The sequence below is a fragment of the Massilia sp. UYP34 genome (genome assembly GCF_056279385.1).
Window position 1 is genome coordinate 40,476 of sequence record NZ_JBWBRF010000016.1, and the last position, 15,502, is coordinate 55,977.

The window sequence follows — 15,502 nt, forward strand, 5'->3', positions numbered from 1 at the left end:
CTCGCATGGTGCGGCGTGGCGGCACGAATGATAAACCTTATGCTGACATCCTGCACATTCGACCCGCAGATGGCCCCCGTGGCCAATGCCCACGACGCGCAAGAGCTGCATGCCGGCCTGCGCGCCGGTGAAGCCTGCATTTCGCCCAAATTCCTGTACGACGCGCTCGGTTCCAAGCTGTTCGAGGCCATCTGCGAATTGCCCGAATACTATCCGACCCGCACCGAGGCCGCGATCTTCGAACGCCACGGCGCCGAGATCGCGCGCGTGGCCGGCCTTGGGGCCACCCTGATCGACCTCGGCGCCGGCAATTGCGCCAAGGCGGCCAGGCTGTTCCCGCTCCTGCAGCCGGCGCAGTACGTGGCGGTCGACATCTCCAGCGAATTCACGCACGACGCCCTGGCGCGCCTGCGCCAGCGCTTCCCGCAGATCGCGATGGAAGCGCTGGGCATGGATTTCTCCAACCGCTTCGAGCTGCCCGACGTGGTGCGCGCCGAGCGCCGCCTGTTCTTCTATCCCGGCTCGTCGCTCGGCAATTTCACGCCCGAGGATGCAGAGGCTTTCCTGGCGCGCCTGCGCGCGCAGTGCGGACCCGATGGCGGCATCCTGATCGGCATCGACCTGGCCAAGGACAAATCCACGCTCGACGCCGCCTATGACGACGCGCTGGGCGTGACTGCCGCCTTCAACCTGAACATCCTGCGCCACGTGAACCGGCTGGTCGACGCCGACTTCGACATCCGCCAGTGGCGCCACCAGGGCTTCTACAACGCCGCGCGCGGCCGCATCGAGATGCACCTCGAGGCGCGCACGGCGCAAGAGGTGCGCTGGCGCGGCGGCGCGCGCCGCTTCGAGGCCGGCGACTGCATCCACACCGAGAACAGCTACAAGTACCAGCAGGCCGACGCCATCGGGCTGCTGGAGCGTGCCGGTTTCGAAGCGACCCGGGTCTGGACCGATCCCCAGCGCTGGTTCGCAGTGATCCACGCACAGGCTATTTCCCTATGAATATGCTGCGCGACGAGGGGCTGCCGCGCACCTTCGCCAGGGTGCGCGGCCGTTCGCTGCACCTGGCAGACAGGCTGTCCGACGAAGATTGCTGCGCGCAGTCGATGCCGGACGCCAGCCCGATCAAGTGGCACCTGGCCCACACCACCTGGTTCTTCGAGACGTTCATCCTCGAGCCGCGCGAACCGGGCTTCGCGCCGTTCCACCCGGCGTTCCGGGTCATTTTCAATTCCTACTACAACGGCGTCGGCGACAAGCATCCGCGCCCGCACCGGGGCCTGCTCACGCGGCCGTCGCTCGGCGAGGTGAAGGCCTACCGCCACGACGTCGACCGCCGCATGGACGCGTTGCTGGAACGCGGCATCGACGACACGCTGGCGGCCCTGGTCGAACTGGGCCTGCAGCACGAGCAGCAGCACCAGGAGCTGATGCTCACCGACGTCAAGCACCTGCTGGCGCAAAGTCCGCTGTATCCGGCCTATGCGGCCGATCCCCTGGCGCCATCCGGGCCGGCGGCGCAGCCGGACTGGCTCGCGTTCGACGGCGGCTTGACCGAGATCGGCCACGCGGGCGCGCTCTTTTGCTTCGACAACGAACTGCCGCGCCATCGCACCTACCTGGCGCCGTTCGCGCTGGCCACGCGCCTCGTCACCAATGGTGAATACCGCGCCTTCATCGAGGCCGGCGGCTACCGCGACCCGAGCCTGTGGCTGGCCGAGGGCTGGGACCGGGTGTGTGCGGGCGAGATCACCCGGCCGCTGTACTGGATCGAACGCGAAGATGGCTGGCACGAGTTCACGCTGCACGGCCTGGCGCCGCTCGACCCCGAGCGTCCCGTCACCCACGTCTCGCTGTACGAAGCCGACGCCTATGCGCGCTGGTGCGGCGCACGCCTGCCGACCGAGGCGGAGTGGGAATTCGCCGCGCTCCAGGCCAACGTCAAGGCGCCCGGCCTGGGCGCGCTGCCGGCGCCTCATTTGGCGCTTCATCCGGCGGCGGCCGGTGGCGCCGGCCTGCAGCAACTGTTCGGCGCCTGCTGGCAGTGGACCAGCAGCAGCTACGCACCCTATCCCGGCTATGCGCCGGCGCCGGGCGCCATCGGCGAATACAACGGCAAGTTCATGGTCAACCAGTACGTGCTGCGCGGCTCGTCGTGCGCCACGCCCGAGGGCCATGCGCGCGCCAGCTACCGCAACTTCTTCCCGACCGGCGCGCGCTGGCAGTTTACCGGCATCCGGCTGGCGCGATGAGCCGCCGGCGTGACTGGCGCGCGCGCCTGAAGGACCAGCGCGCCAATATCTACATCCTGTCGCATCCCCTCAAGTTCGCCCTGCAGGTGCTGAGGGGCTTTCGCGCCAACCAGGGCCTGCTGCTGGCCGGCGCCGTCGCCTATTACGCGCTGCTGTCGATCGTGCCCTTCCTGATGCTGGTGGTGGTGGCGCTGTCGCATTTCATCGACCCGGTGGAATTGCTCGACACCTTGCGCCGCTACCTCGAACTGCTGGTGCCGGGCCAGTCGCGCCCGATCGTGACCGAGGTCGCCAACTTCCTGCAGGATCGCCAGATACTGACCTGGGTGCTGGCGCTCACCATGCTGTTTTTCAGCTCGCTCGCGTTCACCGTGCTGGAAAACGCGATGAGCGTGATCTTCGTGCACCGGGTCGCGGTGCGGCGTCGCCATTTTCTCGTCTCCGCGGTGCTGCCCTATTGCTACATCCTGGCGCTGGGCATCGGCATCATGGTGGTGACCCTGGTTTCCGGCGCGCTGCAGGTGTTGGGCACCGAGAGCGTCTGGCTGTTCAACTACAAGTGGTCGCTGGGCGGGGTGTCGGGGGTGTTGCTGTATCTGCTGGGACTGGCGGGCGAGATCCTGGTGCTGACCTCGATCTACCTGGTGATGCCGGTGGGCCGGCTGTCGATCTGGCACGCCTTCATCGGCGGCGCGACGGCGGCGCTGCTGTGGGAAATCGCGCGCCACGTGCTGGTCTGGTATTTCTCGACGCTGTCGCAGGTGAACCTGGTGTATGGCTCGATGACGACGGCGATCGTGGTGATGTTTTCGCTGGAAATCGCCGCCACGCTGCTGCTGCTGGGCGCCCAGGTGATCGCCGAGTACGAGCGGGTGGGGCAGGCCGGCGGCGGGGAGCCGCCGTCGCAACCGGTGTGCGGCATTCCGCCGCTGGCGCGCGGATAGCAGGGGCGGAAACGACGTGGGGTGGACGGCTTGCCGATTCGGCGTCCCGTCCACCCCACGCTGACTGCTTGCTTCTTACTACTTACTTCTTACTTCACTTCGGCTTTCGGCTTGATCATCAGGCTGGCGATGCAGCTGCCAGCGATCAGCACGGCGACGACGGTCAGCGAAGCCTGCACCGGGATGTGATACCACGGCATGATCAGCATCTTGACGCCGATGAAGGTCAGCACCATCGCCAGGCCATACTTGAGCAGGTGGAAGCGGTCAGCCACGTCGACCAGCAGGAAGTACAGCGCACGCAAGCCCAGGATCGCGAACATGTTCGACGTGAACACGATGAACGGGTCGGTCGTGATCGCGAAGATCGCCGGGATCGAGTCCACCGCGAAGATCAGGTCGGTCACTTCGATCAGGATCAGCACCAGGAACAGCGGCGTCACGTAGCGCAGGCCGTTCTTGTGCACGAAGAACTTCTCGCCATGGTCGCCCTCGGCCACGCGCAGGTGCTTGCGCGCCAGCTTCAGGATCGGGTTGTTGGCCACGTCCGGCTCTTCGTCGACCGCCACCAGCATGCGGATACCGGTGAACAGCAGGAATGCGCCGAACAGGTACAGGACCCAGCTGAATTCGCTCACGACCCATGCGCCTGCGCTGATCATGATGGCGCGCATGATGATCGCACCCAGCACGCCATAGATCAGGACCCGGCGCTGGTATTGCTGCGGCACCTGGAAGGCGGTGAAGATCAGCAGGAACACGAACACGTTGTCGACCGACAGCGCTTTCTCGATCAGGTAGCCCGAGAAGAATTCGAGCGATTTCTGGCTCGCGATTTCGGGGCCGGCGGTGTCTTTCAGGTAGAAGTACAGGGCGGCGTTGAAGATCAGCGCCAGGCTGACCCAGACCAGCGACCAGATGCCGGCTTCCTTGACGCTGACCTTGTGCGCCTTGTTGCCGCCGAACACGAACAGGTCGAGCGCCAGCATGACCAGCACGAAGCCGACGAAGCCGGCCCACATCATGGGGCTTGCGATGGTTTCCAGGCCGTTCATCGGATATTCCTTGCAAATACAATGGAACGAGGGGGCATACAAATCCTCCATTTATGGTAAAACGTCACTATATGATGCCCTAATACCTCGCACAAATCGAATCTTATTTGATGTAACATCGAATTTCTCGATGTTTACGCGAGCTTTCCATGTCGACCCTCAATTACAAGCACCTACGCTACTTCTGGATGGTGGCGAAAACCGGCAGTATCGCCAGGGCGGCCGAGCAGTTGCACCTGACCCCGCACTCGATCTCGGGCCAGCTGTCCGAATTCGCCGACAGCCTGGGCGTCGAGCTGTTTCGCCGGGTTGGGCGCAAGCTCGAGCTGACCGATACCGGGCGCCGCATCGTGAGCTACGCCGAAGACATTTTCAATACCGGCGACGAGCTGCTCGAGGTGGTGCGCGACCACGCCTTCGCCGCCACCTCCTACCGCGTCGGCTGCGCCGATTCGGTGTCCAAGCTGATCGCCTTCGACCTGGTGGAGCCGGCGCTCAAGCTGGAGGAACCCGTCAAGCTGATCTGCCGCGAAGGGCGGCTCGACAGCCTGATCGCCGACCTGGCGGTGCACCGGCTCGACCTGGTCGTCGCCGACCGTCCGATCCCGGCCCACTTCAGCGTGCGCGCCTACAGCCACTTGCTGGGCGAGAGCCCGATGACGGCCTTTTGCACCGAAGCGCTGGCGGCCACCTTCGACCGGCCGTTCCCGGCTTGCCTGCACAACGCGCCGCTGCTGTTGCCGGGCGAGGATTTCGCGATCCACCAGCGCCTGCTGCGCTGGCTCGAGCGCTGCGACGTGCATCCGCGCGTAGTGGGGGAGTTCGACGACAGCGCGATGATCCAGGCATTTGGCCGCTCGGGGGCCGGGGTGTTCTTCGCGCCGAGCGTGATCGCGGCCCAGGTCAGCAGCCAGTACGGACTGGTCGCGCTGGGCGAGGTCGAGTCGGTCGTCGAGCAGGTGTATGCGATCACGACCGAGCGCCGCATGAGCCATCCGGCCACCGTGGCGATCAGCAGGCTGGCGCGCGACAAGCTGTTCGCGCGGGGCGAAGGCCGCGCTGACGGCGGCGACGGGCGACATGACGATGCTGTTGCGCTCAGTCAATCCTAGGTGACGCCTGGAATGGCACAGTATGTTTTGCGCGAAACCAATCGGACGCAAAAAACGAATCGGGAGGAGCCATGAGCACCATTCATGCCGTCACGCTGGCCCTGGCGGCGCGCATCTTGCCGAATCCGGCGCAGCAATCCCATGGCGCGCACCACGGTTGACGGGCGCCGCGCCATGGGACTGCTGCGCGGCTGCGATTCGCCGTTCGCCATCGCGGCCCACGCCGCGTCGCTGCGCCGGCGCGGCATCGACTTCGTCATGCGGCGCTACAGCCGCGATCCATCGATCAATCTCGGCGCCCACGAGGCAGAGCAGTTGTGCGGCGCCGGGCTGCGCATCGGCGCGCTATGGGATGGATGCGTGGCGCGCGACCCGCTCTGGCGCCAGCAGTCGCGCCAGCAGGGCTTGCGCGATGGCGCCGAGGCCTTGCGCCTGGCCCGCGCGGCGGGGCAGCCGCCTGGCAGTGCGATCTATTTCGCGCTGGGCGAGGACGCGACGCCTGCCGATATCGACGGCGGCCTGAAGAGCTATCTCGCCGGCGTGCGCAGCGCGCTGGGCGGCGCCGCGGGCTACCGCATCGGCGTGCACGGCAGTCATGCCTGGTGCCTGAGCCTGGTCGACCGGGGGCTCGGCGCGCTGAGCTGGCTGGTGTCGATGCCGGCCGGCGGCGTCGCGCCGCGCCACAACCTGTTGCAATGGCCGTCGGCACGCCTGGTGCTCGACGGCGCCGAGCTGCGCCTGTCGCCCGTGCTGGGCCAGCCGGGGACGGATCCCGGCCTGTTCCAGCTGGCCGGGCATGGCGAGGCGCTTGGGGTTGGGCGCTGAGCGCCGCTGAGCGCCCCCGGATGCCGCTACGTTCAGGCGCGCACGGTGACGCCGGCGGCGCCGGCTTCGATGCGGCCGACCACCGCCGCGTCGAGGAACCCTTCGCGCGCGAACAGGGCCAGCACCTCGTCGACCGAGGCCGGATCGCAGGCCACCAGCAGCCCGCCCGAGGTTTGCGGATCGGTCAGCAAGGCGCGATGGGCCGGGGTGAGCGCGGCGTCCAGCTGCACATCCCTGCCATAGGCATCCCAGTTGCGGCCTGACGCGCCGGTGAAGATGCCGTCGTGCGCCAGTTGCAGCACGCTGGGCAGCAGCGGGATCGCCGGCATGTCGAGCTGCGCATGCAATTGCGCGCCGCGCGCCAGTTCGAGCAGGTGACCCAGCAGGCCGAAGCCGGTGACGTCGGTCATGGCGTGCACGCCGGGCATGTCGGCCAGCAGGCGGCCCGGCTTGTTCAGCTTGGTGGTGTTGGCGATCATCGCCGCATAGCCTTCCTCGCCCAGCACGCCTTTTTTCAGCGCGGCCGACTGCACGCCCACGCCCAGGGGTTTACCCAGCACCAGCACGTCGCCGGCGCGGGCGGCGCTGTTCTTCTTGACCTTCGACGGGTGCACCAGGCCCATCACCACCAGGCCATAGATCGGCTCGACAGAATCGATCGTATGGCCGCCAGCGATCGGGATGCCGGCTTCGCGGCAGATGGATGCGCCGCCTTCCAGGATCCGGCCGATGGTCTCGAGCGGCAGCTTGTTGATCGGCATGCCGACCAGGGCCAGCGCCATGATCGGGGTGCCGCCCATCGCGTACACGTCCGAGATGGCATTGGTGGCGGCGATGCGGCCGAAGTCGAACGGGTCGTCGACGATCGGCATGAAGAAATCGGTGGTGGCGACCAGCGCCTGCTCGTCGTTGATCTGGTAGACCGCGGCGTCGTCCGAGGTCTCGATGCCTACCATCAGCTCCTTCGGCAGCGGGAAGCCGCCGGAGGATTTCAGGATCTCGGCCAGCACGCCGGGCGCGATCTTGCAGCCGCAGCCGCCGCCGTGCGAGAACGAGGTGAGTTTGATGGGTTGGTCGGTGGTGCTCATGAGGTCATCCGGTTATCGTTGATCGACGAATTATCGCGCAAGTCGGGCACGGATGCTTGGCGCCGGGCCGGCGCCAAAAAAAACGGCTGCCGAAGCAGCCGCTCTTCACTGACGTTCAGTCAGGATCCCCGCCTGCGCGGGGACATGCTTATTCGCCGAACGAACGGCGGGCGCCGTCCATCGAGCGCGGGTGGGCGCCCTTGTAGCCGCCTTCGCGGCGCTGGCCCTGGCCTTCGCGCGGGCCGGCGAAGCGGGCGCCGTCGCGTGGCGCACGGTCGACGGCCGGACGGTCACCTTGTGGGCGCGGTGCGTAAGCTTCACGCGGGCCACGGTCGGCGTAACGGCTCTCGCCGGCAGGGCGGTCGCCCTGCGGACGCGCCGCGAAGCCTTCGCGTGGCGCGCGATCGGCGTAGCCGCCTTGCGGGCCCGACGGCTTGCCGAAGCCGCGCTGGGCCGGCTTGGCGTTGCGGCCGTCGCCCGGCTTCCAGCCCGGACGCGCTGCCGTGCGTGGCGCCGCGCTGCGCTTCGGCTCGAAACCTTCGACCACATTGACCGGGATCGGCTGGCGCGTGAAGCGCTCGATGCGGCGGATGTTCATGTTTTCGGCATGGTTCACCAGCGAGATCGCGGTGCCGTTGCGGCCGGCGCGGCCGGTACGGCCGATACGGTGCACATAGTCCTCGGGGAACTTCGGCAGGTCGTAGTTCACCACGTGGGTGATGGTCGGCACGTCGATGCCGCGCGCGGCGACGTCGGTGGCCACCAGCACGCGCACACTGCCGCGGCGCATGCCGTCGAGCGTGCGGTTGCGGGCGCCCTGGTGCATGTCGCCATGCAGTGCGGCGGCGGCGAAGCCGGCGATGTTCAGGCGGTCGGCGATCATGTCGGCGTCACGCTTGGTGGCGGTGAACACCACGGCCTGGTCCATCGTCTCGTCGCGCAGCAGGTGGTCGAGCAGGCGGTTCTTGTGCGACAGGTCGTCGACAAAGTGCACGCGCTGCACGATGTTCTCGTGACGGTTGCCGGCGCTGACGACCTGGATCGTCATCGGATCGGTGGTGATGCGGCGCGCCATATTGCCCACGATGCCGTCCAGGGTTGCCGAGAACAGCATGGTCTGGCGGGTCGATGGGGTAGCGGCGACGATCTTCTCGATGTCGTCGATGAAGCCCATGTCGAGCATGCGGTCGGCTTCGTCCAGCACCAGGATCTCGAGCTGCGAGAAGTCGATCTTGCCCGATTCCATGTGGTCGATCAGGCGGCCCGGGGTGGCGACCAGGATTTCAGGATTCTTCGCCAGCAGTTGCATCTGCTTCGGATACGGCATGCCGCCCAGGATCGAGACGCAACGCACGCGGCGCATGTGGGCCGTGTATTTTTCGGTATTGCTGGTCACTTGCAGGGCCAGTTCGCGGGTCGGGGTCAGGACCAGCATCTTTGGTTGCGCCGGCTTGAAACGAACGCGCTCGCCGCGGGCCTTGGCAGCCTGCGCTTCTTGCGCAGGGGTCTTGCCGGCAGGCAGAGGCTCGGCGTTCGCCAGGTGGTGCAGGGCCGGCAGCATGAAGGCCGCGGTCTTGCCCGAACCGGTTTGCGACGAGACCAGCAGGTCGCGGCGGGCGATGGCTGCAGGGATGGCTTGCGCCTGGACCGGGGTCGGGGTGGTGTAGCCGGTATCGGCGACTGCCTGGACGATGGACGCGTGCAGGCCTAGGGCTTCAAAACTCATGTGTTCTTTACTTTCAGAATAAATCATGCGTTCGCACATGTGGCGCGAACGTAAAAATGCAACGCGAACCGACAAACGAAATGACTCAGTAATGAAAGAAATTTCGGCACAAAAGCTTTGCGCCGGGACGGTGTCTGGAAACGACACGCAAGGCGGGAGGCTTTGGAAAGGCGCTCTGGTCGAGCTGCCTGGGGTTTGCGTAGCTGCTGGTTGTAGTGCTGGTACTGCTGTGCTGGTACTGCTGTCGCTGCAGTGACTGTCGGCTTGAAAGCGGATCATGTCGCAGCGCACAAACCGTACTATACAGGTTTTTCCGGTTCTCTGCACGACACAACGCAAAACCATGCAGTTTATGCTGCATGGCAATATTCTGGCACGGGCGGCGCGCTCAGCGCTGCTTGCGCTTGGACGAGGTATTGCGCGCGATGCGCTTGCCGTTCTTGCCGGCGTCGGCCTTGGCCTTGAAGCGCGAGGCACTGCGCTTGACCTTGCCGCGGTCGGCTTCGAAGGCCACGACGGCGTTCTCGATGATGTTCTCGGCGATGTCGGCGTGGCCGGAGGCCGAGGTCCTCGGCACCAGGATCGTCGAGCCGGCCTTCAGGCGCGACTGCGGCGGGATGTTGTTGGCCTGGCGAATCACTTCGGGCGTGGTGCCGAACTTCGAGGCCAGCTGGGCGATCGTCACCCGGGCGCCGGTGATCTTGTGCGTGGTCCAGGTAGACAGGGCTTGGCCCCACTGCGCCAGGTTGATGTGAAATTTCTCGGCATTCTCGGTCGGCAGCAGGATCTTGGTGCGCTCGCCGCCGATGATGACCGGCTTCTTGAACTGCGGATTGAGCGCTTTGAATTCGTCCAGCGACATCTCGGCCAGCTGGGCCGCGATGGCCAGGTCGATGTCGCTGGTCTTGTCGATCGTCGTGAAATAAGGCTGGTTGTCGATCGCCGGCAGGGTCACGCCGTACTGGGATGGATTTGCCACCACATTCTTGACTGCCTGCAGCTTGGGGACGTAGTTGCGGGTCTCGGCCGGCATCAGCTCGGCCAGGCTCTCGAAGTCGGTCGGCTTGCCGAGTTCCTGGTTTTTCTTGATGGCACGCTGAACATTGCCTTCGCCCCAGTTATATGCCGCCAGGGCCAGCGGCCAGTCGCCAAACATCGTGTACAGGCGCTGCAGATAGGTCAGGGCGGCGTCGGTCGAGGCAATCACGCCGCGCCGCTCGTCCTTGAACATGTTCTGGCGCAGGTCGAAGTCCTTGCCGGTGCCCGGCACAAATTGCCACAGGCCGGCGGCGTTGGCGCTCGACATGGCCTGCGGATTGAAGGCCGATTCGATGACCGGCAGCAGGGCCAGTTCGGTCGGCATGCCGCGCTTTTCCAGTTCCGACACCACGTGATACAGGTAGGGCGAGGCGCGCCCGGAAATGCGCGACAGGTTGGCCGGGTGCGCCGCATAGGCCTGGGCGTGGCGCGTCACCAGGGCATTGTTCAGGTCGGGAATCGCATAGCCGCTGCGGATGCGGCCCCAGACATCGGTCTCGCGGTAGTCGTCGGCGTCCAGCTTCATCACCGGCAGCGCCGGCGACAGTGCCGGCCGTTCGATGCCCGACGCGGCGCGGGCGCTTGGCGCCGGGGCCGCGTCCAGCGCCTGGCTCAGCGGCGCTGCCGCCAGGAGGGCCAGCGCAGCCAGGGTCAGGATCGAGCGTTTCGTATCGTGCATGGGCTTCATGGTGAGGCGTTTCCAATGTTGCGTCCAGGAACGAAAGAACAGGACAAGGAGGGAGTGTACGTATCAATTGTCGAGTCAGTCAAGAATTAAGTCGCCTCGTTACACTTCGGAAGGCGAACGGAAGATGTCATCCGTAGGCATCAAGAAAACGGAAGATGCTGTACATACCATGCATATTGATGAGAGGGATGTCTCGTTGCCCGACCTGCTGCGCGCATTGCCCTACTCATCATGAATAACGGTCGCGTCTGGCAAACCTTAGCGCCGTGGCGGGGTCGAACTATGAGTCGGCGCAAAGAGTGCGTACAATCCAGGCTTTGCCGTTCGCCTTGCTTTCGAAAGTTGCACCATGAGCACCCCCAATCTGAATGCCGACGATGACGCCATCATCGCCGCCACCCGCAAGTGGCTGGAGCGGGCCGTCATCGGCCTCAATCTCTGTCCCTTCGCCAAGTCGGTCCATGTCAAGGAGCAGGTGCGCTACGTCGTGTCGACTGCCACCACGCCCGAGCAATTGCTTGAGACCTTGATGGACGAGTTGCAGCACCTGTCCGATACCAGCCCGGAGCAGGTCGACACGACCTTGCTGATCCACCCCTTCGTGCTGAATGATTTCGAGGACTACAACGAATTCCTGGACGTGGCCGACGTCGCGGTCGAGGATCTGCAGCTCGACGGCGAGCTGCAGGTGGCTTCCTTCCACCCGGATTACCAGTTCGCGGACACCGACCCGGCCGACATCTCGAACTACACCAACCGCGCCCCGTACCCGATCCTGCACCTGCTGCGCGAAGACAGCATCGCGCGCGCGGTCGAGGCCTTCCCGGAAGCGGACGCGATCTTCGACAAGAATATCGCCACCATGGAAAAGCTCGGCCACGAAGGCTGGGACAAGCTCGATGTCGGCCCGGCCTGAACACGGCGCCGCCGCGCCGGCGCCGTCCGAACGCCCCGACACCCCGTGCGTCGCGGTGTGCTCGACCACCTTCGACGAGGTGTGCCGCGGCTGCGGCCGCACCGTCGCCGAAGTCGCCAACTGGGTGTCGATGGATGCCGCCGCCAAGGAAGTCGTATGGCAGCGCATCCTGGCGCAGGGTTATCCGCGCCGGAATACATAGTCAAGCGCCGCGCGCTCTCAATAGGCGCCGATGAAATCCCGCTTGCCGATCGGGACGCCGTTGTGGCGCAGGATCGCGTACGCCGCCGTCGCGTGGAAGAAGAACTGCGGCAGCGCGAAGTGCGTCAGGTAGCGCGCGCCGTCGTCGAAATGGCGCGCCCGCTCGCCGCTGCCGTGGGTGATGGCGCGGGTGGCGCCGGCTTCCACGTCCGCTTCCTTCAGGCTGTCGATGAAGCCCAGCGTCTTGCTGATGCGTTGCTGCAGCTCGGCGAAGGTGCGCTCGCCATCCTCGTAGCGCGGCGGTTCGATCCCCGCCAGGCGCGCGCCGGCGCCCTTGGCGAAGTCGGTGGCGATCTGGATTTGCCTGGCCAGCGGGAACATGTCGGGATAGAGCCGCGCCTGGAGCAGGGCGTCCGGCTCGATGCGGCGTTCCTGGGCATGGGCCTCGGCCTTTTCCAGCACCGCGGCGAGACTGCCCAGCAGCTGGCGGAATACCGGCACCGAGGCGGCGTACAGGGAATGGCTCATATCGTCTTTCTCCTTAGCTAAAGAATTGGTCCAAAAACGAGGCCGATGATAGCAAGTCTTGTCGCGCGGCGCCGACGGTGGCGCTGGGGACCGGCATGCCGCCGGCCATGATGTTAGTGACTCCAGGCAAGCAACTGTGCATAATCTGACCATCGTTGATGCATCGGGTTCGCCCGTCCAGTCCCGCCTCCATGTCGAGTCCTGCCGCCCGCCCCCCGTCCCGCCTGCGTTCGCTGTACGGCCGTTCGCTGTACGGAGCGTTGCTGCTGGTGGTGTTCGCCGGCCTGCTGGCCCCTGCCGTGGTCGGCAGCTACCTGCTGGTCGGCCTGCAGCAGCGCGCGGGCGCCGGCCCGGACGACGCGCTGCAGGGCAATCATGCGCTGGTGCTGGTGCTGGCGCTGCAGCTGGCGGTGTCGCTGCTCCTGATCGCGCTGCTGCTGCGGCGGCGCCTGCTGTCGCCGCTGCGCAAGCTGATGTGCTTTTCGGACCGCCTGGCGCGTGGCGACTTCGAGACCCCGCTGGCGCTGTCGGCCCAGGACGAGCTGGGACGGCTGGGCGAGCAGATGGAGCGCATGCGCCTGGCGATCCGCGACCTGTTCGCCGACGTCGCGCGCCGCGAGGAACAGTTCCGCACCATCGTGACCCAGGTCCCGGGCGCCGTGTACCGGGTGCGCGCGGGTGGGCCGATCGAATTCGTCAGCGACGAGATCGAGAAGATCACCGGCTACCCGGCGGCGCGCTTCATGCGCGCCACTACCGAGGACTGGGCCGCCATCGTCCATCCGGAAGACCGGCGCGCCTACTACCGCACCGTGCGCGACGCGGCCCGGTCGGGCGCCGCCTACGAGATGGAATACCGGATCATCGACGCCCACGGCATCGAGCGCTGGGTGCAGGAACACGGCCAGCCGCAGGGCGCCCTCGATCCGGCGCTGCATGGGCCGGAAGGCGTGCGGGTGGACGGCATCATCTCGGACATCAGCGAGCGCCGCCACGACGAGATGCGCATCGAGGCGCTGCTGGCCGAGCAGGGCGCGATCCTGGACAACGTCATGTTCGGCGTGCTGTTCGTGCGCCAGCGCCGCATCGTCTCCAGCAACCGTCGCTGCGAAGCGCTGTTCGGCTACGGCGAAGGCGAGATGGTGGGACAGTCGACCGCGATCCTGTATCCGAACCGCGAAGACTACGAACGCACCAGCGTCGAACAGTATCCGCTGCTCGAGAAAAGCATGGACCTGGGCGAGGAGCGCCAGCTGCGCCACCGCGACGGCAGCCTGTTCTGGTGCCTGATGAGCGGCTGCGCGCTCAAGCCGAACCGCGCCAACGAGGGCAGCATCTGGGTGTTCGCCGACATCACCGAGCGCAAGCTGGCCGAGGAGAAGCTGCGCTTGTCGGCCAACGTCCTGGAACACATCGCCGACGGCGTGATGGTGCTCGACGTGCATGGCCGGATCGTGGCCACCAATCCCGCCTTCACCCGCATCACCGGCTACGCCGAGCAGGAAGCGCTGGGGCGGACGTCGAGCCTGTCGGCGCACGGCGGGAGCGCGACCGAAAGCGCAGCAGGCACCCGCAACGATCCCGCCCTGTACCAGGAAATATGGCGCGAGCTCGGCGCATCCGGCTTCTGGCGCGGCGAGATCTGGGACACGCGCAAGGGCGGCGAAGCCTACCTGGAAGCGCTCACGGTGTCGGCGGTGCGCGACGACGACGGCGCCACCACCCACTACGTGTGCGTGTTCAGCGACATCACGGGCGCGCGCGAATCGCAGATCCAGCTCGACCACCTGGCCCACCACGACCCGCTGACCGCGCTGCCCAACCGCCTGCTGTACCACGACCGCCTGCGCCACGCGATGGCGCGCGCCGAGCGCGGCGGCGAGCAGCTGGCGGTGATGTTCATCGACCTCGACCGCTTCAAGAACGTCAACGACACGCTCGGCCACCACGTGGGCGACGAGTTGCTCAAGCAGGCGGCGCAGGCGCTGTCGCGCTGCCTGCGCGAAGGCGACACCCTGGCGCGCCTGGGCGGCGACGAATTCATCGTGCTGCTGGAAGACGTCGACGGCGAGCATGGCGCCACGCGCGTGGCCGACAAGCTGATGGCGATGTTCGAGCAGCCGTTCGACGTCTCGGGCCACGAGCTGTTCGTCACCGGCAGCATCGGCATCAGCCTGTACCCGCAGGACGGGTGCGACATGCACATCCTGATCCGCAACGCCGACGTTGCGATGTACCAGGCCAAGGCGCGCGGCCGCAACGGCTACCGGTTCTATGCGCCGGCGATGAGCGGCGACGGCGCCGTGCGCCTGCGCATGGAGGCGCTGCTGCGGCGCGCGGTCGAGAAGCACGAGATCTATCTGGCCTACCAGCCGCAGGTCGAGATCGACAGCGGCCGCCTGGTCGGGGTCGAGGCCCTGCTGCGCTGGAACAGCCCCGAACTGGGGCAGGTCGCCCCGAGCAGCTTCATTCCGCTGGCCGAGGACACCGGCTTCATCGGCCAGCTGGGCCAGTGGGTGCTGCAGGAAGCCTGCCGCCAGATGGTGGCGTGGGAAGCGCAGGGGCTGTCGGTGCCGAAGATCGCCGTCAACCTGTCGGTGCGCCAGTTCGAGCGCGGCGGCATGGCCGCCGCCGTGGCCGCGGTGCTGGGGGACGCCGGCCTGGCGCCAGAGCGCCTGCAGCTCGAGGTGACGGAATCGGCGATCATGAACACGGGCGACGCGCTGCAGTACGTGAACGACCTGCATGCGATCGGCGTGTGCCTGGCGATCGACGACTTCGGCACCGGCTACTCGTCGCTGGCCTACCTGAAGCAGTTGCCGGTGCAGACCCTCAAGATCGACCGCAGCTTCATCAAGGACATCCCCCAGGATCCGGACGACGGGGCGATCGCGATCGCGATCATCCAGCTCGGCAAGAGCATGAACCTGTCGGTGATCGCGGAAGGCGTAGAGCGCGAGGAACAGGGGGCCTTCCTGCTGGCCCATGGCTGCAACCTGGCCCAGGGCTATTTGTATGGCAAGCCGCTCGCGCACGACGAGATCCTGGCGCGCTGGGGAGGCACGCCGGGTGCCTGAGAAGGTGAACAAGAAGGTCCGTGCGCCGGCGCGCCGTAACTTTTTG

Annotated in this window: 13 protein-coding genes; 8 read left to right on the forward strand and 5 right to left on the reverse strand. The window is 66.4% G+C overall.

Annotated features, from left to right (window positions below; genetic code table 11):
• Positions 1-69 precede the first annotated feature (69 nt).
• From egtD to ACZ9AQ_RS19570, 3 genes are read left to right on the forward strand one after another with little or no spacing between them, the layout of a single operon-like run.
• The gene (gene egtD, locus ACZ9AQ_RS19560) at positions 70-1,008 is read left to right on the forward strand and encodes an L-histidine N(alpha)-methyltransferase (RefSeq protein WP_429206510.1); all 939 of its coding nucleotides are present in this window, start codon (positions 70-72) and stop codon (positions 1,006-1,008) included.
• A complete protein-coding gene (gene egtB / locus ACZ9AQ_RS19565; protein ID WP_429206466.1) occupies positions 1,005-2,258 on the forward strand; it encodes an ergothioneine biosynthesis protein EgtB in 1,254 nt (417 codons plus the stop codon). Before egtD ends, egtB begins: the two co-directional genes overlap by 4 nt.
• On the forward strand, positions 2,255-3,202 hold the full coding sequence (locus ACZ9AQ_RS19570) for a YihY/virulence factor BrkB family protein (protein WP_429206465.1): 948 nt from the start codon (positions 2,255-2,257) through the stop codon (positions 3,200-3,202). The genes egtB and ACZ9AQ_RS19570 overlap by 4 nt, the downstream gene beginning before the upstream one ends.
• Before the next feature lie 89 nt (positions 3,203-3,291).
• Here ACZ9AQ_RS19570 and ACZ9AQ_RS19575 read toward each other — a convergent pair whose 3' ends face one another.
• Positions 3,292-4,257, reverse strand: coding sequence for a TerC family protein (locus ACZ9AQ_RS19575; protein WP_429206464.1), 966 nt, complete (start codon positions 4,255-4,257; stop codon positions 3,292-3,294).
• 149 nt (positions 4,258-4,406) lie between these two features.
• Here ACZ9AQ_RS19575 and nhaR point away from each other — a divergent pair, with 149 nt between their 5' ends.
• Positions 4,407-5,369 (forward strand): transcriptional activator NhaR, encoded by a 963-nt coding sequence (gene nhaR, locus ACZ9AQ_RS19580; protein ID WP_429206463.1) that lies wholly within the window; start codon positions 4,407-4,409, stop codon positions 5,367-5,369.
• 141 nt (positions 5,370-5,510) lie between these two features.
• The gene (locus ACZ9AQ_RS19585; RefSeq protein ID WP_429206462.1) at positions 5,511-6,194 is read left to right on the forward strand and encodes a glycoside hydrolase domain-containing protein; all 684 of its coding nucleotides are present in this window, start codon (positions 5,511-5,513) and stop codon (positions 6,192-6,194) included.
• A gap of 32 nt (positions 6,195-6,226) precedes the next feature.
• On the opposite strand, the gene selD is transcribed toward ACZ9AQ_RS19585, so the two are convergent.
• The 3 genes from selD to ACZ9AQ_RS19600 all read right to left on the reverse strand — a co-directional run bounded on the left by selD (position 6,227) and on the right by ACZ9AQ_RS19600 (position 10,734).
• Positions 6,227-7,282 (reverse strand): selenide, water dikinase SelD, encoded by a 1,056-nt coding sequence (gene selD, locus ACZ9AQ_RS19590; RefSeq protein WP_429206461.1) that lies wholly within the window; start codon positions 7,280-7,282, stop codon positions 6,227-6,229.
• Between the two features lie 148 nt (positions 7,283-7,430).
• Positions 7,431-9,008 (reverse strand): DEAD/DEAH box helicase, encoded by a 1,578-nt coding sequence (locus ACZ9AQ_RS19595; RefSeq protein ID WP_429206460.1) that lies wholly within the window; start codon positions 9,006-9,008, stop codon positions 7,431-7,433.
• Positions 9,009-9,396: 388 nt separating this feature from the next.
• A complete protein-coding gene (locus tag ACZ9AQ_RS19600) occupies positions 9,397-10,734 on the reverse strand; it encodes a transglycosylase SLT domain-containing protein (RefSeq protein ID WP_429206459.1) in 1,338 nt (445 codons plus the stop codon).
• Positions 10,735-11,083: 349 nt separating this feature from the next.
• Here ACZ9AQ_RS19600 and ACZ9AQ_RS19605 point away from each other — a divergent pair, with 349 nt between their 5' ends.
• Together ACZ9AQ_RS19605 and ACZ9AQ_RS19610 are read left to right on the forward strand one after the other, a co-directional pair.
• Positions 11,084-11,650, forward strand: coding sequence for a DUF1415 domain-containing protein (locus ACZ9AQ_RS19605; protein WP_429206458.1), 567 nt, complete (start codon positions 11,084-11,086; stop codon positions 11,648-11,650).
• Positions 11,634-11,852 (forward strand): DUF1289 domain-containing protein, encoded by a 219-nt coding sequence (locus ACZ9AQ_RS19610; RefSeq protein WP_429206457.1) that lies wholly within the window; start codon positions 11,634-11,636, stop codon positions 11,850-11,852. The genes ACZ9AQ_RS19605 and ACZ9AQ_RS19610 overlap by 17 nt, the downstream gene beginning before the upstream one ends.
• Positions 11,853-11,869: 17 nt before the next feature.
• On the opposite strand, the gene ACZ9AQ_RS19615 is transcribed toward ACZ9AQ_RS19610, so the two are convergent.
• Positions 11,870-12,379 carry a DUF1993 domain-containing protein gene (locus ACZ9AQ_RS19615; protein WP_429206456.1) on the reverse strand — a complete coding sequence of 170 codons (510 nt, stop codon included), beginning with the start codon at positions 12,377-12,379 and terminating at the stop codon, positions 11,870-11,872.
• A 191-nt stretch (positions 12,380-12,570) separates the two neighbouring features.
• Between ACZ9AQ_RS19615 and ACZ9AQ_RS19620 the strand changes: the two genes are divergently transcribed.
• On the forward strand, positions 12,571-15,456 hold the full coding sequence (locus tag ACZ9AQ_RS19620; protein WP_429206455.1) for a bifunctional diguanylate cyclase/phosphodiesterase: 2,886 nt from the start codon (positions 12,571-12,573) through the stop codon (positions 15,454-15,456).
• Positions 15,457-15,502: the final 46 nt, after the last annotated feature.